This window comes from Paenibacillus sp. VCA1 (assembly GCF_031583795.1).
GTDB lineage: Bacteria > Bacillota > Bacilli > Paenibacillales > Paenibacillaceae > Paenibacillus_AQ > Paenibacillus_AQ albilobatus.
Genome location: NZ_JAVLSX010000001.1, coordinates 497,169 through 518,289, shown reverse-complemented (window position 1 = coordinate 518,289; position 21,121 = coordinate 497,169). Strand labels below are relative to the sequence as shown.

The window sequence follows — 21,121 nt, the reverse complement described above, 5'->3', positions numbered from 1 at the left end:
GGTTATCCGTTCCCGCGAATCCGGCTGCACTGCCTCAGGGATGAAGGGGTTTATTCGCCGTCAAGCCGCAATCGTTCGAAAAACTGCTGTTCCGAAATAACCTCGATGCCTTCCCGCTTCAGCAGCGCCGCCGTGACTCCGCTTCCCGCCACCTTGCGGTTTTCGAACCGGCCGTCGTAGATCATCGCGCTACCGCAGGACGGGCTATATTCTTTCAGCACGACCAAAGTCGCCCCCAGCTCGCGTATTCGGTGGAGTGCCGCATAAGCGCCTTTAATGTACATATCGCTGACGTCCCGTCCGGATTTTTCGATGACCCGGGCTTGTCCGTCCAAGACGTCGGCACCCGTTCCGCCTTGAATTTCGGCGGGCTCCCGCGGCGTCGTAAACCCGCCCATCAGTTCGGGGCACACAGCGACCGCCTTTTTTTCCTCAACCAGCCTTTGAATCGCTTCTTGCAAGCAATCCGTTCCGTTATATCTCACTTTCATTCCTGCCAGACAGGAGCTGACTACGATCACTTCCATCACCTCATACCGATTATTATACAGGAAGCAGAATCCCCATGTCGCCGCCCAACGTTTTATTCCTGAGCAATGAACCCGAATCCAAGAGACGGATCACGGCAAACAAAAAAAGCGAAGTCCGCCTTTTTGCGAACCTCGCCTTCATATGTTGATCTTATCGCGTTTTCCGGCATTCTCTCAAATCATCGGCAAACACCAACCCCTTAGGGGAGCGTCTTTTCGCTTTTCCTTTCAAACCCCGGCTCGAACACGCTGAAAAAAGAAATGCTCGAGGTTTGCACGTGATGTTCGTTCAGCACCACCCACTCCTCGCTTTTCAGCCTGGCAATAATCCCCGGAATGTCGCCTGAAATAATGTTTAATGACTCCCCGCCTACAAAATGAATCGTAATGCTGCTTTCGCTCAAAATGTTTCCACCTCCAGAAATTGACTGCCCTATCATGGAAGTATTCCCCATTCCTTCTCTTCTTATATACACGGGTTGGAGGATAAAGAATCCGGCACATGCAATCTCCCAAAATTTATTGAAACCAACCCTTCCACATTTCGTAAAAATAGTCAAAAAGAATGACGAAAATGCTTGAATTATATCATTAGTCCGATGACACTTATGATCTTCAAGCCCCAGCCAAACAAGGAGGTGACGGAAAACCGGCAGCAAAAAGCTCGATACATGACGAATAAAGCCAATCTCCCAGCCGATGGGTCGACAAAAAGGATGAAAACAAGTTGAAAAAGTCGATCGTATTACTGCTCTCCCTAGCTCTCGTATTGTCCGCCTGCGGCTCCAAGGAAAAAGAAAAAGCGCCGGCCGAAGAGACGAAGACAACCGCTACCCAGGAGGCTCCAAAGGAAACACCGAAGGAACCGGAGGAACAAAAGATGGCCACCGCCGAAACCGAGGAATTTGCCTTTTCGTACCCGGCTTCATGGCAAGCCTTCGATTTGTCCCAGCTTAACCAGCCCGCGATCAAAGCGGCTTATGTAGATCCCGCCCCGAAGGTGGCTTTTGCGGATAACGTGAACGTTGCCGCCGACAATTCCAAGCTGACGGCCAAAGAAAACGCGGATCAAGTCGTTGCCCAATATGAAAGCGGCGCGCTGGCAGCTTCCATAAAAGATTTCAAAAAAATCAGCTATACGGATGCTGCCAATAAAGGCGGGATTTTGGTCGGCGAATATACGAATGCGCAGTCCGGTGTGCCGGTCGTTTTGACGCAATACATCGTCCCTACGGGCAACTCTACCTATACGATGACCATTTCTTACGGGAAGGAGTCTTATGATAACGGCGGGAAAGAAGCCGTCCAAAAGATGATCGATTCCTTTAAATTAAGCAGCAAAGCATTTGCCGCTGACGGGACGGAGAAAACATCCGTCCAAGAGACGACCGCCAAAACGCCTTCAGGGCAAACGCAAATGGCCGATGTGATGGTACAGATCATTCCATCGGTGACGGATAACGCCGGCGAAATGACCGAAAAGACTTATAACTACATCGTAAGCCATAAAGACCTGTTCCCGGCCGTGACGGCAGACAGCAAAAAGGCGGCCAAAGCATCGGTCGATGCAAGCATCACGTCCCGCCATCTGTTCAAAAACATTACCCCGTATCTGGATAAAATGGTGCAGGTAAGCGGACAGGTCATCGACATCGAAGAGGAAGAAACGGAAATCGGAACGATCGCCATCATCCATGTCGGGGATGAAAACGACAACTCCATTGTCGGCTTGTACATGAATGCCACGGGAGATATTTTGGAAGGCGACGAAGTTACTATGGTCGGACTCCCAACCTCCCTTTTCTCTTTTGACAATGTCGGCGGCGGCACAACCAACGCCATTTTGATGAGCGTATCCACTGTACAGAAAAAATAAGCGGCTCCCTAACTCAAAAAAAACGCAGAACGAGGAAGGATCAACCCTCCTCGGCCTGCGTTTTTTCGCGTATTTTATGCCGTTAATGAATCCGTTCCGGAATAAGTTTTTTTACGATGCGGCTCGAAAGATCCTGCGTTTCGCCTTGAATGGCTTCCATGGCTTTCCGCTTTTCCGCTTCCAGTTCGGCCAATGCCTCTTCCACATGGCGGTTCGACTCTTCTTTCGCCTCTTTGATGACCTGCTCCGCCTGCGCCATGCTTTCACGGATCGTGTGCCGAACAGCGTCATTGGCATTTTCAACCGCAGCCTGCAAAACGGCTTTTCTTTCCGCCTCAAGCCTTTGCATTTCCTCCCGAAGCCGATCCGCCGAATCAAGCTGCTCTTTTGTCCGGGCTTCCCTTTGCTCCATCACCCGATACAGCGGCCCGAACGCATACTTGCTCAACAACAGGTACAAAATCAAAAACGCAATGAAGGCCATCACAGCCGATGGTAAAGATGTAACGCTGAAAAAATTCATCGCTTCCGCTCCTTTTGCCGCCGAGTTCTCATCTCTTGAACATACAAGCTGCGCGACGTGATGCGGTTCGTCTAGAGACTTCTCTAACATACCATAAGAGGCCAAATGATAGGGAAAGGATCGATTGCGTAAATTTGTAATTTTTGTGAATTTATTCGCGGGGCATGTTTCCATTTTTTATATACCCGATAACAAAAGTCAACAACACCGCAGAAAGATATGTGGCCCGAATGGCGATAGGAACACGTACCGACACACTTAGGATCAAAAAAATAAAAACAAAGCCGACTTCTTCCCTGAAGAACCGCGAGAACGTCTTTGCAGCCATCCGATATATCATGATTCCTACATATAACAGCATCGAGGCCGTATAAGCGATCATGGTCAACATTGAAACATCTCCTCCATATCCCCTTCAAATGGATTCGCTTCCCTTTGATTCCCGTGAACAAAAAATCATGTGCATATTGGAACAAGCCATCCACATAAGTTAACTTAGGCATTTCAAGTTGTTACCAATCCGGTTAAAAGTGGTTTTTATCTAAAATTATATACCATGGAGGATTAATGTGTATGGAAATACCGATCACAGGATTTATGATCCATTCGAATGACCCGGGCTCGGAGCATGATCACAGCCTGTTTATTACCTCATGGGATGGAAGACCGGTCAAAATGCATGTTCATCCCTTTTCAGGGCAGACTTCCGTCGATGTCGGGCATTTTCACCGCTATGCAGGAAAAACGGAGCCTGCTCCAAGCGGCGTTCCCCATGTTCATAATTATTATGTAGAAACCACAGTTGACGACCAACACGCGCATTTAATCAAAGGAACGACAGGCCCCGCGATTCCTTTGCCTAACGGAGGGCATTATCACTACTTCGAAGGTTTCACGACGGTAAACGGAAGAATTCCGCATTCGCACAGATATAGCGGGAACACAGGCAATGAAGAAGGATACTGATAGAAATACCTAAAAAGTTTATAAGATTTCTATGCACCTGCTCAAAAAAATGAAGACCCTATGGTATATATACCACAGGGTCTTCAGGCTGTTATTTACTTAGAAAAAGAACGATTTCGTTATGATGACCAGCAAAATGAAGAGAACCAAAATTGCTGCCATGTTAGTGCCCATACCACCATAACCGTAACCTACTCCTCCAACAGCTTCGCTCATCCCACACTACCTCCTTGATTTAGAATACATTATATCTTATGTATGAATCGGTAGCTGGTAAGGGACAATTCGGTAAATTTGAATAAAAGGTGGTAGGCCGTTGTTCATTTTCTAATAGTTATGAATTTTAAAAGGCCCCGCCTACGCTTCGTTGTAGGAAAGGCCTTTTAAGGATCCGGAGGTTTTATAAATGAGTGGATTTGTTGTACTCACACTCATACTATGCAATTGTTTTTAATTGGCTATAAAAATAGTTCAATGACACTGGAGCTTAAATCATAGGGCGAATCCAAAGTTTTAATGCGATCGATCGAGTAAGGGCTTGAGAAATGGTAGAAGATCGGTATATACAACAAAAAAGACGCGGCTCCCGAAATTCGGAATCCCGCGCCCTATAAGGCTTCATAAGGATGCTGGTGAAGGGAATTGAACCCCCGACCTACGCATTACGAGTGCGTTGCTCTACCCCTGAGCTACACCAGCTTAACAAGTTGTCTGATTCAAAGAATCAAACGACACAAAAAATATTATACAGCTTTTTCAGGAAAATGCAACAGTTTTCTAAGAAAAAGTCACGGCACTATTGCAGCTTCGCCCGCACCGATTGAAGTTTCTGCTCGCTCGAGGAAGGTTTGTCGCGCCGGTCGTCGATTTTCACCGATGTCGAAACCCGCTGCGCTCCGGAAAGGAAAGGCGCTTCATGCAGTGCCGCAATGGCCTTCCACACGTCCTCCAGCTGCCCTTCGATAATCGTGCTCATCGACGTCAATTGATAGCTGATTCCCTGCTGGTTCGCCAGCACCTTTTGCATTTCCGCCACGTAAGCGCTCAGGCTGGTGGTGGCCGTTCCGATCGGAATGACCGTCACTTCCGCTATCGCCATTCGTTGTTCCTCCCCATCCTTTACTTGATCGCGTCTCTCCTTATTGTATCCAACTCGGGAAAAGATAGCAAAAGCGAAAAAAGCGGCCATAAAATTCAATAGCCTTTCTTTGACGGAAAACGAATCAGCCTCTTGCAAACGAAAAAATCCTTCCCAAGCCGTTTCGGCCTGCAGCCAAGGTTGCCCTCTGCTCCAAAAAGCATTGGATGTATATTGCGCGGGGAAAAAGATTACGTTATACTTAGCGACAAGAATCGAACATCAGACATTATGCCGATGACCAGCATCCAACTGTGAGGCGTTTTCGACCGGGGCAGGGGTCTCTCCCGCCCTCTAAGTTAACCGGCTTTCCGTCCGTTACCGCGGAACCAAAGGGGATCGGCCCCTGCCGCTTTGAAGAAGCGCCATGCCGGTCAATTTGGGTGGCACCGCGAGCATGCGCTCCTCGTCCCAAAGGATGAGGGCGCTTTTTTGCATTTTCGGACAAAGGAGCTGTATGAACGATGTTAAGCATGCAATTTATTCGCGAAAATCAGGAGCGGGTGCAACAAACGGCGGCAAACAAAAACATCCCTTTCCGGGTGGAAGATTTGCTCGCCTGGGATGCGAAGCGAAAGGAACTGCTTCAGCAAACGGAAGCGATCCGCACACGGCGAAACCAGGTAAGCAAAGACGTCGCACCCCTGATGAAGCAGGGAAAACGCGAAGCCGCCGAGCCGCTGATGGCACAGGTAAAGGAAATGAACGAAAAGCTGGCCGACCTTGAAGCCGAGCTGCAGAAAGCCGAAACCCGGGTATCGGAGCTGCTTCTGCTCGTTCCGAATATCGTGTCGGAAGACACGCCCGTCGGCAGGGACGACGGCGACAACGTCGAAATCCGCCGCATCGGGGAACCGACCGCATTCAGTTTCGAGCCGCTGGATCATGTCGCCTTGGGCGAAATGCATGGGCTGTTCGACATTCCGCGCGGCGTTAAAACCGCCGGCACGCGCAGCTATTATTTGAAAGGCGCCGGGCTTTACCTTCACCTCGCCGTGCAGCGGCTGGCGCTCGACTTTTTGGCGGCGCGCGGATTTACGCCAATGGACGTCCCGGTCATGGTCCGGCCGGAGGCTTTGGTCCGGACCGGGTTCTTCCCGACCGGCCAGGATCAGACCTATGAAATCACGGACGAAGGAAAATACCTCGTCGGCACGTCGGAGGTATCGCTGGTGTCGTATTATGGCGACGAAATCGTCGACGTCGAAGAGCCGATCCGGCTGGCAGGCATGTCGGCCTGCTACCGGCGCGAGGTCGGCTCGGCGGGCCGGGACGTGAGGGGGCTGTACCGGGTCCATCAGTTCGCCAAAGTCGAACAGGTCGTCCTCTGCAAAAACGATCCCGACGTATCGGAGGCGGTTTTGCAGGAAATCACCGGCCACGCGGAGGCCATCCTGCGGCTGCTGGAACTTCCATATCGCGTCATGGCCGTATGCACCGGCGATATGTCGCAAAAAACCTATAAACAATACGATATCGAAACCTGGATGCCAAGCCGCGGGGCTTACGGCGAAACGCATTCGTCGTCGAACCTGCTGGACTTTCAGGCGCGCCGTTCGAACATCCGTTACCGCGACGAAGACGGCAGCCTCCGGTTCTGCCATACGTTGAACAACACCGCCGTGGCATCGCCGCGAATTTTGATCCCGGTCCTGGAAAATCATCAGCAGGCGGACGGCAGCATATATATCCCTCAAGCGCTTCGGCCGTATATGGGCGGCATGGAACGGCTGATCCCGCCGCAAGAAGCAAAGGAATATATGGGCACAGGTGAATAAATCAATCTCCATGGCACGCTGCTGCGCGAAGGATGCAGTTTCATTTTCGGATTACGCAAAAGGTGGAGAGCGTCTGCCCGGGGCCGAAAACGTCGGCATGCGAACATAAACCGCAAGCGGCGCTTCCTTTTATTTGCAGCGCCCATCTTATAGAAATATACTGGTTGTACAAAATGTCAGGCATCATGATTCGCCTAAGTGGATAATCAATTGGAGGTGTTTTGAATGGAAAATCCTACGCAAGCGCAGGATACGGGAACCCTTTATCTTCAGGTCGCGATCGGAAGATTCAAAGAGCTTAAACAATCGGCCGAAAAAGCCGTAGCCCAAATCGCGGACGATGCCAAGCTGAGCTGGGCGCCGGGCGAAGAATCCAACAGCATCGCCATCATCGTCAAGCATGTCAGCGGCAACATGATCTCGCGCTGGACGGACTTCCTGACAACGGACGGCGAAAAAGAATGGCGTGAACGGGATGAAGAATTCGAAGGCACGATTGCGTCCAAGGAAGATCTCCTCTCCGTATGGAACCGGGGCTGGGACGTATTTTTGCAGGCGTTATCGGAACTGAAAAGCGAAGACCTGCTGAAGACGGTTTATATCCGGCAGCAGCCCCACTCGGTCCTTGAAGCCATCGAACGCCAGATGTCCCATTATTCCTACCATATCGGCCAAATCATATACATTGCCAAAATGATTCAAGGCGATGATTGGCAGACGCTCACCATACCGAAGCGAAAGAAATGATCATGAGGTATCCTTTCGGCCCCATTTCGCGGGCATTGGTCTCACAAGTTTGAATGTTCCCATAAAGCAGCCTCCCGTACCGGGTTTCACGGGAGGCTGTCTTCTTTACATGCCGCGGTTTAATTCCCGACGTTTTTCGGCTCTTTTTCGGGCATCCAGCTCCCGGCGCTGGTTGATCAGAATGACGCCAAGCATGGCGATAACAAGACTTAAGCCTGCGATCAGCACGATTTCCATAAAACCGCCCGATAGAACATATACCGCAAAAAGCACCAGCCCCGCCCCCATAAAAAAAGAGGCGCCAATCACGAACTTCTCCATCGTTTCACTCCTTATGAAACAGCTTATTCCGAAGCTTTCTATGCCTGCAAAACAAGCCAAAAAGCAGATGCCTCGCAGAATAAAATACATACTCAGGCCGTAACCGATCCCGAAGTATTCATTTTTCTCTGCTCCATGCAAATAAAAATGATGAGCCGAAACGTCATGTAACCTTTCCCGCAGCCGATGACTATGCTGTACCATGAGGATTTGCGGATCCTGCAAGGATGACTATGGGCAAGGAGCGAACCGAATGATGAAACCGGATTATTCCTATATCCATGCCCGGCTGAAGTCGGGAAAATATACGATGAACAAGCTGGCTTCCGCGGGATTGACCCTGCTTATGCTGACGCTCATTTCCCGGGTGCTTCCCGTCCCGGAAACGCCCTGGTACCAAGCCGATCCCGACACGGCCATTTCGCCCGAAATCTGGGTGTACAGCTACGCGATGCTGATCTCCATCGCTTCCGATGCGGTGCTGGCTCTGCTCCCGCCGCTGAATGGATTAAAACAGGCCGCCTTGTACGCGGCCGCCGCTTATGCCTCTTTTTACTGCCTGTTCGCCAAAATGCCCGCATTTGACGGGTATCGGGAAATTGCGGCGGCGGCCGGCGTTTGCACGGTGCTTGTTTTTTTCCTGGGGAAGCGGATTTTCTCCGACCGCTCCCTGCTTACGCCCTTTTTTGCGCTTGTCGTTCCGCTTATCTGCCTGTTTCTGATGTGATTTGAAACGGCTTTCGCAGCAAGCGGTCACAGCGCCTCGATCAAGTCTCCCGCGATCAGGGAGGACGGATGGCCGCGGCGAACGGCTGCGGCTTCCCCTGCAAGACCATGCAGGAAAACCCCGTAAGCGGCCGCCTGAACGCCGCTTAATCCTTGGGCCAACAGGCCGGCGATGATACCTGTCAGCACGTCGCCCGCGCCTGCCGTCGCCATGCCCGGATGGCCCGTCGTATTCACGTACGCGGTGCCGTCCGGAGCGGCGATGACCGTTCGCGCGCCCTTAAGCACCAGCGTTACCCGATGGGCCGCCGCATAACGGGCTGCGGCCCCGATCCGGTCCCGCTGGATTTCCTTCGCGGACAAGCCGGTCAGCCGGGCCATTTCTCCCGGATGCGGCGTCAGCACCGTATCCGCCTTCCTTGCCCGCCAGGATGGGAATTCCGCGCAGTCCGCCAGCATATTCAGCGCGTCGGCGTCCACGACGAGCGGACATTCGGACTGCTCCCAAATATGCCGCAGCCAGCGCCCGTCGCCGTCAAACCGCCCCAGTCCCGGGCCGACGGCCAGCACGCTGCGGCTTGCGGCAAGCTGAAGCACCGCCTCGGCGGAAGCCTCGTCCCAGTCCCCGGAGCCGGCGGGGGCCAGCATGATTTCCGGCGCTGCGCCGGCCATATGCGGCAGCAGCGTCGCGGGCAGCGCCCAGGTAACGAGGCCGCTGCCCGCGCGCAGAGCGGCCCGGCTGCACAGCAGGCCCGCGCCGCTCATGCGCGGGCTGCCGGCCGCCACAAGCACGTGGCCGTACGTGCCTTTGTGGCCGTCCGGCGAGCGGCGGCGCGCCGTGTCTACGCGCAAGCGGCCGCGCAGCACCGCTTCGGTCAGCAGGAAGGCGCCCCCTTCCAGCTGACCGCACAGCTCCGAGGGGATGCCGATGGAGCGCACCACCACCTCCCCGGCCGCTTCCGCGCCGGGGTACTGCGTCAAGCCTCGCTTCAGGAACGCGAGGCAAACCGTCAGCCGCGCCGCGATGCACGGCCGGCTTACTTCCCCCGTGTCGGCGTTCAACCCGCTGGGGATGTCCGCCGACACGATCGGTTTGCCGCTGGCATTCGCCGCGGCAATCATGTCCGCGTACGCGCCCCGCGGCTCGCCATGGGCGCCGGTCCCGAGCAGGGCATCGACGATGCCCGTGCATCCGGCATAGTCCACGGCGTCGTGCCCGTGGACAAGCAAGGGGATGCCAATGGCCGCGGCGGCGTCCCGCTGCAGGGCGGCATCCCCTTGCAGTTGTTCCGGCGGCAGGGCATACGCCACCGTCACGCGGATGCCCGCCTCGCGCAAATATCGCGCGGCCACGAGGCCGTCGCCGCCGTTGTTGCCTTTGCCGGCGAGAATCAGCCAATGCTCGCGCTCCGGCCGTTCCAGCGCCAAAGCCGCATCGCCCCGGATGCGTCCCGCGTTCCCCGCCGCATCGCCGAAGCCGGCTGCCCCATGTCCATCCGTTTGGGCTTGCCGGCGTTCGCGGCACAGGCGAACCACTTCCTCCGCAATCGCTTTGCCCGCGTTTTCCATCAGCGCCATGGAAGGAATTCGGACCTCTTCGATCGTGCGCCGGTCCAGCTCCCGCATCTGGGCTGAAGTCACGATATGCATGTTGGCATTACCTCCTTTAACGGCGTCCGCAAAGCGGCATCATTACGATGCGCAGAGGATTCGGCGGACACCGGTCTCCCAATCTCATCATTCGCTTGCTAATCTTGAACAAACATCCATTCAAGAGTAAGACTCCCGGTATGGTGAAGCCTTATACGACGGCTTCGGCTTAATACGCGACCGTAAACCGGGAACGGACGAAATATGGATCCTCCAGTTCGTCCACGAGCGCCGCGGCCAAATCGGCAATCGTAATCCGGCTGCTGCCCGCCTCGTCCGTAATCAGCCGGTCGATGCCGATTCGGAAGTTCCCGCTGCGCGGGCCTTCCTCCAATACCGCTGCGGGGCTGAGGTACGTCCAGTCAAGATCGGACCCGCTGTAAATGCCGTAAGCGTCGGCATGCGCTTTCGCCAAGAAATACAGCTCCTCCGGGAACGTCGGCGTGTCCATCAGCCGCACGCCGTCATCGGTGATCAGGCTGCCTGCTCCGCCTACCACCAGCAGCCGTTTCGCCCCCGACCGACGTACGCCTTCGACCAATGAACGCGCCGCCTCCAGCATTTCCTCCTCGTCGCCTGCTTGCGGACCGTAAGCGCTGATGACCGCTTCGCGCCCCTTGCAGTGCTCCGCAACCGAATCCGGGTCCAATAGATCCCCGATGACGGGATGCAGACGCTCATGCTCCATTTGCAAACGCGAAACGTCGCGTACGACGGCCGTCACGTCATGTTCGCGGTTCAGCGCCTCCTTCAGCAAAGCCTGCCCGATTTTGCCGGTAGCTCCGAATATCGTTATATTCATGGGATGAATGGTTTCTGTCATGAAGTAATCTCCTTCGTTTCGATTTGCTTTGTTTGGTTTAGAGCGGCACGGCGGACCCAGTCTGCCCGCCATCCGCGCTACTCCTATATTACCCTCAAATGGCCGATCATGCCCATGGGTCATTAAAATAAAAAGCGCGGCGGCTCATCCCGCTGCGCCTTTCTTTATATTAAGAATGCACCGGCTCCAGTTCTTCGGCAGGCATGACGGCCGCTCTCAGTTCCAGCTCCAGCTCCTCCGCGTAGTCCCGCACCCGTTCTTCGCTGTAACCGAGACGCTCTGCCATGAATCGAATGACGGGTTCCTTCCACTGCCGCACCCAGGCGATGTCGAAAAACACGGCTCCGGTCCGCCGGATGAAAAAATCCACCGGTTTCGCCACCATCTCCTCTTCGATCCCGTACTTGAGCATCGCCTCCACCTCCGCGGATAACCCATGGTCCGTTCCGTTCTTTGTCCTAGATTGAACCCGGTCAAACACGGCTGGAACATTCGAGCCGTAGCGGATGGTAAGGCGTTTGGCGGTTTCCTTCGAGAGCCCGGCGCGCTCGCCCCTTTCCGTCATTTGCCGGACAAAATCGGGAAAACGGTGCGAGCCGCCCACATCGCCGCCGGAAATAGGCTGCCTCCGCGTCGCGCACGGGGCGAACGGTCCGTATCCTTCGGCCTGAAGCTTCCCGGCGAGAAGATCCGTGATCGTTTCGGCCATCTTCCGGTACCCTGTCAGCTTGCCGCCGGCGATCGTAAGCATTCCCGAAGGCGAAACGAAAATTTCGTCCCGTCTCGATACTTCCGAAGGCGCTTTGCCTTCCTCGTAAATCAGCGGGCGCAGCCCCGCCCAGCTCGATTCAATATCCGATGCCGTGAGCCGAAGCTCCGGAAATATATGATTGCAGGCTGCCAACAGGTAATCCCTGTCTCCGGAAGTCGCCCGCGGATGAACCGTATCGCCGACGTAGTCGGTATCGGTCGTGCCTACATACGTTTTCCCGTCGCGGGGGATGGCGAACACCATCCTTCCGTCCGCCGTATCGAAGTAGATGGCCTGCCGGAGCGGGAAGCGGACGCCGTCGAATACAAGATGCACGCCCTTGGTCAGGCGGAGCGTTTTGCCGGACTTGGACCGGTCAAGCTCCCGCAGCGTATCGACCCAAGGCCCCGTTGCGTTGACGATTTTCCGGGCCCGAATGCGGTATTCTCCTCCATCGATGACGTCCCTGGCCTTCACTCCGACCAGCTTCCCGCCATCGTATAAAAGCTCCTCCGCTTTCGTATAATTGACGGCGTCCGCTCCGGCTTCCACCGCTTTTTTCATCACTTCGATCGTGAGGCGCGCGTCATCCGTCCGGTATTCCACGTAATAGCCGCCGCCTTTCAAACCCTGCGTCCGCAAAAGCGGCTCTTTACCGAGCGTTTCCTCTATGCTCAGCATCTTGCGCCGCTCTTCGCGTTTGACGCCGGCCAGGAAGTCGTATACGCGCAGACCGACCGACGTCGTGACCGCCCCGAACGTGCCGCCTTCGTAAAACGGCAGCAGCATCCATTCCGGCGTCGTAACATGCGGCCCGTTTTCGTATACCACGGCGCGTTCCTTGCCGACCTCCGCCACCATTTTCACCTCGAATTGCTTCAAATAGCGAAGCCCTCCATGAACCAGCTTCGTCGACCGGCTGGACGTCCCCGCCGCAAAATCCTGCATCTCGATCAGCGCCGTCTTCATGCCCCGCATCTGCGCGTCCAAGGCAATGCCCGCGCCCGTAATGCCGCCGCCTATGATCAGCACGTCATAGACCCCGTTTGCCATCTCCTCCAGCTTGTTTCTGCGATTCATCCCGGAAAACATATGCTTCATGCCGCAACCCCTCTTTCCATAAGTTAAGAAAAATATCGACCGGCAAAACCTTCAAAGACGACGGACCGCATCTTGCGGACATTTCCACATTTCCCTTGCAACTATATAACCCATAATCGCAAAAAAACCACGAATATCCCGCGGCATTCGCATCAAATGCGAAGCGCGGGCGTTCGTGGTTTTCTCAAACGTCTCCTACCGTCGTATGAACTTGTTGTTATTATAACACGCAAATGAAAATTGCAATATCCCTATTTATAAGCAATGACGGCCCGAACGGCTTTTTTCCTGCCCTCGTTAAGGCGGCTCTTATTCCCGGGCATGGCCTGGCCGGTTTGAATGACCGGTCCGATCTCAGCTTCCCGAGATCTCCCCTTTGTTGTTCCGGAAGCCGACGGCAGCCCCGCCAAATAAAGCCGCCCCCAGCACCGTCGTCGTATTGACGACCTGCCTCTCCATCCGGCTCCGCCTTAGTCCTTATGCTCAAAATGCTTCCACAGCTCGACGTTCGACGTCGTCACGGCGGACGCCCCCGCGCGAACGGCTTGTTCCACGTCGTTGACCGTCCGGATCAGTCCGCCCGCGAAAACCGGAATGCCGGTCCGTTCGGAGACCTCGGTGATCATATGCGGAATTACGCCCGGAAGGACTTCGATGTAATCGGGCTGCGTCCTTTTAAACATCGCGTAGCTTTTCTCCAGCGCGTTCGTATCCAGCAGAAACAGACGCTGAATTGCAAGAAGCCCGTTCTGCTTCGTTTTCGCGATGACCCCGGCCCGGGTCGAGACGATGCCTGCCGGCTTCACGACCTGGCATAGATACTCCGCGGCGTATTCGTCGTTTTTCAGCCCTTCGATCAGATCCGCATGGAGAAGCGGCTTTTTATCATGGGATTTCGCCAGCTGAACGATCGAGTTGATTTGGCTGACGTGCGTATCCAAAATGACGATGTATTCGTACGACAACTTCATCAGCTTCTCCAGATCCTTCACTTTACGGGCTGCCGGCAAAATAAGTTGATTCGTAAAAGACATGTGTCGCTCCCCCGTTCTTTTTTATTGCCCTAATACGAAAAAGAGAAAAGAAAAACACCAAACGGTCCCCGAGGGGACTTCATTCACGTGTTCTCCTTTTCTCCGCCGCTTTTATGAACTTGCGCTTAGTATAAATCAAAATGTAAGCGGTGTCTACCCGGTAATATTCGTACCGCAACACGGTTTAATATTCCGCCCCGTGTCGTACATTAAGTGCAGAAGAGGAAGGAGCAGCTTTTATCGCCTTCAAGAGCCGATTTTTTGCCCGGACATGAGAAAGGTCCGCTTGGAGTCGTTTCTTTCTGATATCATAGAAAAATAAACCATATATATCCAAAGAACGGTTATGGGTAATGGTTCAGGAGCTGTTTTTTATTTTGCAAAAGGAGCTGATGAATGTATGGTTGCAGAGTACATCATCCGTCTGGCGGTCGCCGGGCTGCTTGGAGCGATCATCGGTCTGGAGCGGGAGCTGCGGGCAAAGGAAGCCGGACTCAGGACCCATTTTCTCGTCGCCGTCGGCAGCGCGCTTATTATGCTCGTATCGCAATACGGCTTCTCCCAGGTGCTGGAGCATGATCACGTCGCGCTCGACCCGAGCCGCGTCGCGGCCCAGGCGGTGAGCGGCATCGGCTTTCTCGGCGCAGGCATGATCATCCTTGAACGGAAAATGGTGCGCGGGCTGACGACGGCGGCCGGCGTGTGGGCCACCTCGGGCATCGGCCTGACCATCGGTTCGGGCATGTACGCCGCCGGCATCAGCGCGACGGTGCTGGTCATGATCGGCCTGGAGCTGCTCAGCATGATTTTCAAGTCCGGGCGGACGCTGCAAATTTCCTTCGAGCTTGATGCCAAAGAATCCGTCAAACCGATTTTGGAGTCGCTAACGTCCCGCAAAATATCCATCTCGTCGTACGAAATGGAGCAGGACCCCGAACGCCTCGGCATGTACCATCTCAAAATCGAAGCCAAAACAAAACATAACGGAACCCTGCAGGAACTGCTCGAGAACCTCGACAGCTTGCCGCATATTTTGTCCGCGAAGCTGGAATAATCCAGGAAATATTGAAATCCGGAGCTTGTTGTGCAATAGTGGAATCAAAAGCGGTGAAGGAGGGTATTCGCGTTGCCGTTTGCGGCTTGGATTCATGCCAATGATCTTACCGATACGCAAACCGGGATCATCGTCACGGGGTTTGCGGTCATCGTGTTTTTATGGATATACATCCGCACCGCCCGCTCTTACCGCAAGGCGGCCTCGGCCCGGCTGGAGAGGCTGCGGCAGACGCTCGACTTGTATTGCCGGGCGCAGGGCCTGCTGGGCGGCGATGCGGAGCCGGCTCCGGAAGAAGCGGAACATGAGCCTGAATCGGTGCATTTCCTTCTGCAGCAGTGCAAAGCGGCCCCTTTGGTGACGACGGAAATGATCGAAGCCATCGACGCTTATGCGAAGGAACGGGACGCTTCCCGCCATGGTCAGCTGGAACGGCTGCTCGATCGCGAAATCAGGAAAAAAATCCGCGAACAGGCCTCTATTATAAGATGGTTGGACAACCCGGGCTGGGGGACGGCGTTTTGGAAGCTGGTACGCCCTGCGGTGCCTTTTTTTCTGTTGGCATTCGTAGTTTATTGGAGCGTGCAGCTTTACGGGCAATTCCAGGAACGTGACTTTCCCTTGCTTTCCTGGACAAGCGCCGAGCTGTGGATGCGTTTCGTATCCTGCCTGGCGGCCGTCGTATCCTTTTATTTTGCCGTCATGACGCCGCGCAAAGACTCGCTCAGATACGCCTATCGTATATTGGCCTTAGGCATCAGCGCGGCTGCGCTGGCGCATCTTGCAGGCCTATGGGCCGCGCCGTACATATTGGCCCTTCAAGTCGTCTTGTTTGCATGCGGATTCGGCGTGAACCCCAAACGTTCGCGTCGCGACCGCCCGTATGCAGGGTCGGAGGACTTGCTCGAGACAGACGACCGGAAGCCGCCAAGAAAATAATCCCACAAAGTACCTGAATCAGCTTCGAAGCTGATTCAGGTACTTTGCGGAGAGCCCCGAGAATTTATTGGATCCTAAGAAGACAGACCGCGTTTAAAGGTAGTTTTTCATGCAATATCAGGAAGCAATGGCTCTGTAGTATTCTGATATGATAAACAAAACCCGCTGACGGGCAAGCCTTCGTTACGGCTTGATGCGTCAGCGGGTTTTGCCTTTTTCCGTTCTGCCCGGATGCTATTTGCGTTGCTGTCAATTTTGAAGCGGCTAAGGCTGCCGGCCCGGCTGTCCTTACCGGCGGTCCTGGGCCGCCTTTTTCAGATCCTGCCTCGCCCGGGAGGCAATCCCCGCTTTGGCCGGTTTGGAGGGCGTATTCTCAAAACGCTTCCGCTCCGTCCGTTCCATCTGCACGATCTGGCCTTCATGCACGACGATATGAAGCGAGCCGAATTCCATGTCGTTTAATTGGCCGGCAATCCTCTCGAGCCATACCTCATTTAACTGGAGCCCTTTTGCCATGACAAGCGCCTCCTTTGCGTTCAGAACGATATTGATGCACATGGTAAATCATTCTTTTCCAACCAAATTACTATGTTTTAAAGTTACATTATCATGCCGGGAAAAAGACTGTCAATGCGCGTTTTTTCCGGCATACAAACTTTTGATCAGCAACGTGGCAAGGGCCAACAGCAAAAGCAGCGATGCGACGGCGAACGAAGCCGAAAACTGATATTCGTTGTACAAAATCTCGACATGCAGCGGCAGCGTGTTCGTCTCGCCGCGAATATGTCCCGAAACGACCGATACCGCGCCGAATTCGCCCATGGCCCTCGCGTTGCACAGGATGATGCCGTAGATCAGCCCCCACTTGATGTTTGGCAGCGTAACCCTGGTGAAGACGGTCCATCCCTTCGCGCCCAGCGTTATGGCCGCCTCCTCTTCCTGCTGTCCCTGATCCTCCATGAGCGGTATGAGCTCCCTCGCCACGAAAGGGAAGGTGACAAAAATCGTGGCGAGCACAACGCCCGGCACGGCATAAATGATTTTGACGTCATGGTCCGCAAGCCACGGGCCGAACCAGCCGTTAGCCCCGAACACCAGCACGAAGATCAGCCCGCCGATCACGGGCGAAACCGCAAAAGGCAAATCGATCAGCGTAATGAGCACCCCTTTGCCTTTAAACCTGAATTTGGCGATCGCCCATGCCGCGGCAACCCCGAAAATCGTATTGAGGGGTACGGCAATCAGCGCCACAAGCAGCGTCAGCTTGAGCGCCGACAGCGCGTCGGGGTCGGAGAGGGCGCTGATATAAACATCCCATCCCTTTTTAAGCGCCTGCGTCAGGACGACGGCAAGCGGAAGCACGATCAGCCATAACAACACCAAACCCGCCGCGCCGATCAGCAGCCATTTAACCAAAGGCCCTTCGGTCGCCGCCCGCGAGGTTTGCACCTGGCGCACGGCGGCAGCTCCGGGTACGCCTCCCGCCATCTATACCGCCTCCTTTTTTCGGCCGGACCATCGCTGCAGCGAATTGATGACCAGCAGCATCAGGAACGAAATCAGCAGCAGCAAAACGGCCACCGCCGACGCTCCCGCGTAATCGTACTGCTCCAGCTTCGACATGATCAGCAGCGGAGCGATTTCCGTTTTCATCGGCATGTTGCCGGATATGAACACGACCGAACCGTATTCCCCGATCCCCCTGGCAAAAGCCAGCGCAAAGCCGGTCAGAAGCGGCGGAACGAGGGCCGGCAGCACGATGCTGCGGAACGTCCGGAACCTGCCCGCTCCAAGCGTGGCGGAAGCCTCCTCGGCATCGCGTTCCATATCCTGCAGCACCGGCTGAAGCGTCCGGACGACAAACGGCAGACCGATAAACATGAGCGCCAGGGTGATCCCAAGCTGGGAAAAGGCGACTTTGACGCCAAGCGGCGCCAGCAGCGAGCCGATCCAGCCGTTCGGGGCGTACAAGGCCGTCAGCGACACGCCGGCCACCGCCGTCGGCAGCGCAAACGGCAAATCGATCAGGGCGTCGCACAGCTTCCTTCCCGGAAATTCGTAGCGGACGAGCACCCAGGCCAGCAAAAGGCCGAGCACCGCATCCACAAGGGCCGCCGCGGCCGACGTCGTGAAGCTGATCCGGTACGAGGCAAGCACGCGCGGGTCGGTCGCCACCTGCCAGAACTTCGCCCAGTCAAGCCCGGTGGAATTGATCAGCAGCGCGGAGAGCGGCACCAGGACGATCAGACTTAAATACGCGACGCTGAACCCGAGCGTCAGGCCAAAGCCGGGAAGAACCCGGCTCCGCCTTGTTTTTGCTTGGCCCATAAGTTCACCTCTTTCCTGCCTTCGCACGCTTTATTTGCCCGGCGTATAGATCTGGTCGAATACCCCGCCGTCGTTAAAATGTTTGGCCTGCGTCTCGTCCCATGTGCCGAAGACATCCTTCAGCGTAAAAAGATCGAGCGATTTGAACGTGTCTTTGTATTGTTCCAGCACCGATTGCAGCGTCGGACGGTAGAAGTTTTCGGCGGCGATTTTTTGACCTTCCTCCGAATACAAATATTTCAGGTAAGCTTCTGCGACTTCGCGCGTTCCTTTTTTGTCCACGACCTTATCCACGACCGCTACCGGCGGCTCCGCCAAAATGCTGACCGATGGATAGACGATGTCGAATTTGTCCGGCCCCAGCTCTTTCACCGACAGCAGCGCTTCGTTTTCCCAAGCCAGCAGCACGTCGCCGATGCCCCGCTCCACGAACGTCGTCGTCGCCCCGCGGGCGCCGGTGTCCAGCACGGGGACATGCTTGAAAAGCTCGCGCACGAATTCTTTTGCTTTCTCCTCATCGTTGTTGTTATGCTTCAGGGCATATCCCCATGCCGCCAGGTAGTTCCATCTTGCTCCTCCCGACGTTTTCGGATTCGGCGTAATGACCTGCACGTCGCCTTTAATGAGGTCGTTCCAGTCCTTGATGCCCTTCGGATTGCCTTTGCGCACCAGGAAGACGATGGTCGAATTGTACGGCGTGCTGTTCAAGTCGAATTTGCTCTGCCAGCCTTCCTTGATGAGCCCTTTTTTCTGGATGGCGTCGATGTCGTAGCCTAACGCAAGCGTCACCACGTCCGCCTCCAACCCGTCGATCACGGAACGGCTCTGCGCGCCGGATCCGCCGTGGGATTGCTTGATCGTCACTTTTTGCCCTTTTTCTTTTTCCCAATACGCCGCAAACGCCTTGTTGTAATTTTCATAAAGCTCCCGGGTCGGATCGTAGGAAACGTTCAGCAGATTGATCTCCTTTGTTCCGCTTTTCGCTTCGCTGCTTTGGTTTTGTCCCTCCGCCGATGCGGATTCCCCCGTTTCTTTTTTGCCCCCGCAGGCGGCAAGCGCCGCCGTCAGCAGCAGCACAAGCGAAATGGCCGCCCCTTTTTTTGCGATTCGGATCCCCTTGCGATTCACCATGGTCCCACTCCCATTTCTTAAATTGTGTTCCCCGCCTGGAATTCAGGTAAGAAAAAAAACGGAGAAACCCCTTTCCAAATGACGGGCGCATCAAAAAAACACGCTGCATCATTCGTAATCGGCGGTTCCTCCGTTTGTACGGCGGGAACGATCGTATGTCCATCCATCTTCAAGCCGGTTTTATTTCAATTAATCCTACCTGTTTAGTATGTTATATTCGTATTGTAATCACGGCCCATTGCGCCGTCAATCCTTTTTTTTAGAAAAAAGCAACCTTTTTTCTATCGATCCGGCCCAAGTTCCCCCGAAAGTGGAGTACTCACTTAGCGAACACGGAAAGACGTTCATCCCTATTTCAGAGAAGATGGCCCAGTGGGGATTAACTCATCAAGAACGTGAGCAACAAGAAGGGTGATGAAGAAACGACGCTCTTGAAGGCCGCATTAATGGCAAGCTCGGAATAACACCCAAGCGTCATTATTGGTAGACCACATATGAAAAAGCAGCCTCCGCTTAAATACGGAAGCCGCCTGTTCAAGAAGGACGATTATTTATAAACCGGAACGATGCAAACGGGTTTCGGCAGCTTCAGCGCATGTCCCGTCGGCGTCAAACGTCCGCTGTCTTTGTCGATTTTGAAAGAGACGACCGAATCGCCGTTCTGATTGGCCGCAAGCAAATATCCGCCTTTGACGATCGCGAAGTTGCGCGGGGTTTGTCCGCCTGTCGATACCCATTCGACCGCCGTGAGCAGACCTGTGGAAGGATCGATGTGATACAGTCCGATGCTGTCGTCGCTGCGGTTCGAGGCATACAGGAAACGCCCGCACGGCGTGACGTGAATGTCCGCGCTGCTGCTTCCCCTCGCGGCGCCTTCCGGCAATGCGGACAAGGTCTGCATCACCTGCAAATTCCCCGCCTCCGCGTCAAACGCATAAACGTTAACCGTATCGTCCAGCTCGTTGATGCCGTATGCCCATCGGCCTGACGGATGGAAATCGAAATGCCGCGGTCCCGCCCCGGGAGCCGTTTTTACCCGGTTATGTACTTGAAGCTCACCGCCCTCCAAACGGTAAATGACGATTTCGTCCAAACCGAGGTCGCAGACCAGCACGTATTTCCCCGATGGATCCTGGAACACCGAGTGCGGATGCGCCGCTTCCTGGCGCTCTGGGTTGACGCTGCCGCCGCTGTGGCGAACGAGGCCCGCCTCGGCCAGCTTTCCGTCGCCTTCGATCCGGTAGGCATTGACGTGACCGCTGGAGTAATTGGCTGCCAGCACATGGGTATCATCCCGGGTGAGGGATATATAACATGGGTCTGATCCATGCGTCGGTTTGCGGTCAAGCAGCTGCAGTTTTCCCGTTGCCCCGTCCACCGCATAAGCGCATACTTCGCCGTCCCCGGTCTCGCTGACTGCATACAAACGGTCCTGGGCCGCATTCAGAGCCAGAAACGACGCATTGGCGATGCCGTCCGTTCCGTGCACGATTTCCATGCTTCCGTTATCCATGTCGAGGACGCAAAGAAAAATCCCTTGTTCGTCCGCCCCGGTATACGTGCCGGCGTAAAACCATCTTTTATTGTCGCTCATTTTGAATCGACGCTCCTTCATTTTAGGTTTCCTGCTGCATCCAATGTCATGTCCGTTATCCCTACAATAATCGTTTCGGCGCCGGGCGGCAACGTTTAGTTCGTTTTCGAC

General features: G+C 54.8%; 24 protein-coding genes and 1 tRNA gene. 8 read left to right on the top strand and 17 right to left on the bottom strand.

Annotation, left to right across the window (positions count from 1 at the left end):
* Window positions 1-50: 50 nt before the first annotated feature.
* Window positions 51-521 carry a 2-thiouracil desulfurase family protein gene (locus RJP21_RS02205; RefSeq protein WP_310858116.1) on the bottom strand — a complete coding sequence of 157 codons (471 nt, stop codon included), beginning with the start codon at window positions 519-521 and terminating at the stop codon, window positions 51-53.
* A gap of 209 nt (window positions 522-730) precedes the next feature.
* Window positions 731-934 carry a hypothetical protein gene (locus tag RJP21_RS02200; protein ID WP_160038990.1) on the bottom strand — a complete coding sequence of 68 codons (204 nt, stop codon included), beginning with the start codon at window positions 932-934 and terminating at the stop codon, window positions 731-733.
* A 323-nt stretch (window positions 935-1,257) separates the two neighbouring features.
* On the opposite strand from RJP21_RS02200, the gene RJP21_RS02195 reads away from it, so the two are divergent.
* Window positions 1,258-2,406: a hypothetical protein gene (locus RJP21_RS02195; protein ID WP_310857908.1), complete on the top strand. Its 1,149-nt coding sequence runs from the start codon at window positions 1,258-1,260 to the stop codon at window positions 2,404-2,406.
* An 82-nt stretch (window positions 2,407-2,488) separates the two neighbouring features.
* Here RJP21_RS02195 and atpF read toward each other — a convergent pair whose 3' ends face one another.
* The gene (atpF, locus tag RJP21_RS02190) at window positions 2,489-2,929 is read right to left on the bottom strand and encodes a F0F1 ATP synthase subunit B (protein WP_160038994.1); all 441 of its coding nucleotides are present in this window, start codon (window positions 2,927-2,929) and stop codon (window positions 2,489-2,491) included.
* 151 nt (window positions 2,930-3,080) lie between these two features.
* On the bottom strand, window positions 3,081-3,320 hold the full coding sequence (locus RJP21_RS02185; RefSeq protein WP_160038996.1) for a hypothetical protein: 240 nt from the start codon (window positions 3,318-3,320) through the stop codon (window positions 3,081-3,083).
* Between the two features lie 182 nt (window positions 3,321-3,502).
* Between RJP21_RS02185 and RJP21_RS02180 the strand changes: the two genes are divergently transcribed.
* Window positions 3,503-3,895 carry a YmaF family protein gene (locus RJP21_RS02180; protein ID WP_160039000.1) on the top strand — a complete coding sequence of 131 codons (393 nt, stop codon included), beginning with the start codon at window positions 3,503-3,505 and terminating at the stop codon, window positions 3,893-3,895.
* A 99-nt stretch (window positions 3,896-3,994) separates the two neighbouring features.
* Here RJP21_RS02180 and RJP21_RS02175 read toward each other — a convergent pair whose 3' ends face one another.
* From RJP21_RS02175 to RJP21_RS02165, 3 genes are all read right to left on the bottom strand, one after another.
* A complete protein-coding gene (locus tag RJP21_RS02175) occupies window positions 3,995-4,111 on the bottom strand; it encodes a YjcZ family sporulation protein (protein WP_212977366.1) in 117 nt (38 codons plus the stop codon).
* Between the two features lie 411 nt (window positions 4,112-4,522).
* A tRNA-Thr gene (locus tag RJP21_RS02170) sits at window positions 4,523-4,594 on the bottom strand.
* Between the two features lie 97 nt (window positions 4,595-4,691).
* Window positions 4,692-4,994 (bottom strand): MTH1187 family thiamine-binding protein, encoded by a 303-nt coding sequence (locus tag RJP21_RS02165; RefSeq protein WP_160039001.1) that lies wholly within the window; start codon window positions 4,992-4,994, stop codon window positions 4,692-4,694.
* 503 nt (window positions 4,995-5,497) lie between these two features.
* Here RJP21_RS02165 and serS point away from each other — a divergent pair.
* Together serS and RJP21_RS02155 are read left to right on the top strand one after the other, a co-directional pair.
* On the top strand, window positions 5,498-6,811 hold the full coding sequence (gene serS / locus RJP21_RS02160) for a serine--tRNA ligase (RefSeq protein ID WP_160039002.1): 1,314 nt from the start codon (window positions 5,498-5,500) through the stop codon (window positions 6,809-6,811).
* Window positions 6,812-7,036: 225 nt separating this feature from the next.
* Window positions 7,037-7,558, top strand: coding sequence for a DUF1572 family protein (locus RJP21_RS02155; RefSeq protein ID WP_310857907.1), 522 nt, complete (start codon window positions 7,037-7,039; stop codon window positions 7,556-7,558).
* A 105-nt stretch (window positions 7,559-7,663) separates the two neighbouring features.
* Here the strand turns inward: RJP21_RS02155 and RJP21_RS02150 are convergent, their stop codons facing one another.
* On the bottom strand, window positions 7,664-7,879 hold the full coding sequence (locus RJP21_RS02150; protein WP_310857906.1) for a hypothetical protein: 216 nt from the start codon (window positions 7,877-7,879) through the stop codon (window positions 7,664-7,666).
* Window positions 7,880-8,132: 253 nt separating this feature from the next.
* On the opposite strand from RJP21_RS02150, the gene RJP21_RS02145 reads away from it, so the two are divergent.
* Window positions 8,133-8,606 carry a hypothetical protein gene (locus RJP21_RS02145; RefSeq protein WP_310857905.1) on the top strand — a complete coding sequence of 158 codons (474 nt, stop codon included), beginning with the start codon at window positions 8,133-8,135 and terminating at the stop codon, window positions 8,604-8,606.
* 26 nt (window positions 8,607-8,632) lie between these two features.
* Here RJP21_RS02145 and RJP21_RS02140 read toward each other — a convergent pair whose 3' ends face one another.
* The 4 genes from RJP21_RS02140 to RJP21_RS02125 form a co-directional block, all read right to left on the bottom strand.
* Window positions 8,633-10,255, bottom strand: coding sequence for an NAD(P)H-hydrate dehydratase (locus RJP21_RS02140; protein WP_310857904.1), 1,623 nt, complete (start codon window positions 10,253-10,255; stop codon window positions 8,633-8,635).
* Window positions 10,256-10,424: 169 nt separating this feature from the next.
* Window positions 10,425-11,057: an NAD(P)-dependent oxidoreductase gene (locus tag RJP21_RS02135; RefSeq protein WP_310858115.1), complete on the bottom strand. Its 633-nt coding sequence runs from the start codon at window positions 11,055-11,057 to the stop codon at window positions 10,425-10,427.
* Window positions 11,058-11,247: 190 nt separating this feature from the next.
* Complete coding sequence (locus RJP21_RS02130; RefSeq protein ID WP_397386159.1) at window positions 11,248-12,930, bottom strand: glycerol-3-phosphate dehydrogenase/oxidase; 1,683 nt, start codon at window positions 12,928-12,930, stop codon at window positions 11,248-11,250.
* 470 nt (window positions 12,931-13,400) lie between these two features.
* Window positions 13,401-13,964, bottom strand: a complete 564-nt coding sequence (locus RJP21_RS02125; protein ID WP_160039012.1) for a glycerol-3-phosphate responsive antiterminator — start codon at window positions 13,962-13,964, stop codon at window positions 13,401-13,403.
* A 400-nt stretch (window positions 13,965-14,364) separates the two neighbouring features.
* Between RJP21_RS02125 and RJP21_RS02120 the strand changes: the two genes are divergently transcribed.
* Both RJP21_RS02120 and RJP21_RS02115 read left to right on the top strand, forming a co-directional pair.
* Window positions 14,365-15,018, top strand: coding sequence for an MgtC/SapB family protein (locus tag RJP21_RS02120; RefSeq protein ID WP_160039014.1), 654 nt, complete (start codon window positions 14,365-14,367; stop codon window positions 15,016-15,018).
* A 72-nt stretch (window positions 15,019-15,090) separates the two neighbouring features.
* Window positions 15,091-15,957, top strand: a complete 867-nt coding sequence (locus RJP21_RS02115) for a hypothetical protein (RefSeq protein WP_310857903.1) — start codon at window positions 15,091-15,093, stop codon at window positions 15,955-15,957.
* Between the two features lie 288 nt (window positions 15,958-16,245).
* Here RJP21_RS02115 and RJP21_RS02110 read toward each other — a convergent pair whose 3' ends face one another.
* The 4 genes from RJP21_RS02110 to RJP21_RS02095 form a co-directional block, all read right to left on the bottom strand.
* Window positions 16,246-16,473 carry a YezD family protein gene (locus RJP21_RS02110; protein WP_160039018.1) on the bottom strand — a complete coding sequence of 76 codons (228 nt, stop codon included), beginning with the start codon at window positions 16,471-16,473 and terminating at the stop codon, window positions 16,246-16,248.
* A gap of 111 nt (window positions 16,474-16,584) precedes the next feature.
* The gene (gene cysW / locus RJP21_RS02105) at window positions 16,585-17,445 is read right to left on the bottom strand and encodes a sulfate ABC transporter permease subunit CysW (protein WP_310857902.1); all 861 of its coding nucleotides are present in this window, start codon (window positions 17,443-17,445) and stop codon (window positions 16,585-16,587) included.
* Entirely contained in the window at window positions 17,446-18,285 is an 840-nt protein-coding gene (gene cysT / locus RJP21_RS02100; RefSeq protein ID WP_212958046.1) for a sulfate ABC transporter permease subunit CysT, read from the bottom strand.
* Window positions 18,286-18,315: 30 nt separating this feature from the next.
* Window positions 18,316-19,416 carry a sulfate ABC transporter substrate-binding protein gene (locus tag RJP21_RS02095; protein ID WP_310857901.1) on the bottom strand — a complete coding sequence of 367 codons (1,101 nt, stop codon included), beginning with the start codon at window positions 19,414-19,416 and terminating at the stop codon, window positions 18,316-18,318.
* Between the two features lie 208 nt (window positions 19,417-19,624).
* On the opposite strand from RJP21_RS02095, the gene RJP21_RS02090 reads away from it, so the two are divergent.
* Window positions 19,625-19,831 carry a winged helix-turn-helix transcriptional regulator gene (locus RJP21_RS02090; protein WP_310857900.1) on the top strand — a complete coding sequence of 69 codons (207 nt, stop codon included), beginning with the start codon at window positions 19,625-19,627 and terminating at the stop codon, window positions 19,829-19,831.
* 132 nt (window positions 19,832-19,963) lie between these two features.
* On the opposite strand, the gene RJP21_RS02085 is transcribed toward RJP21_RS02090, so the two are convergent.
* Window positions 19,964-21,010, bottom strand: a complete 1,047-nt coding sequence (locus tag RJP21_RS02085) for a lactonase family protein (protein ID WP_310857899.1) — start codon at window positions 21,008-21,010, stop codon at window positions 19,964-19,966.
* Window positions 21,011-21,121: the final 111 nt, after the last annotated feature.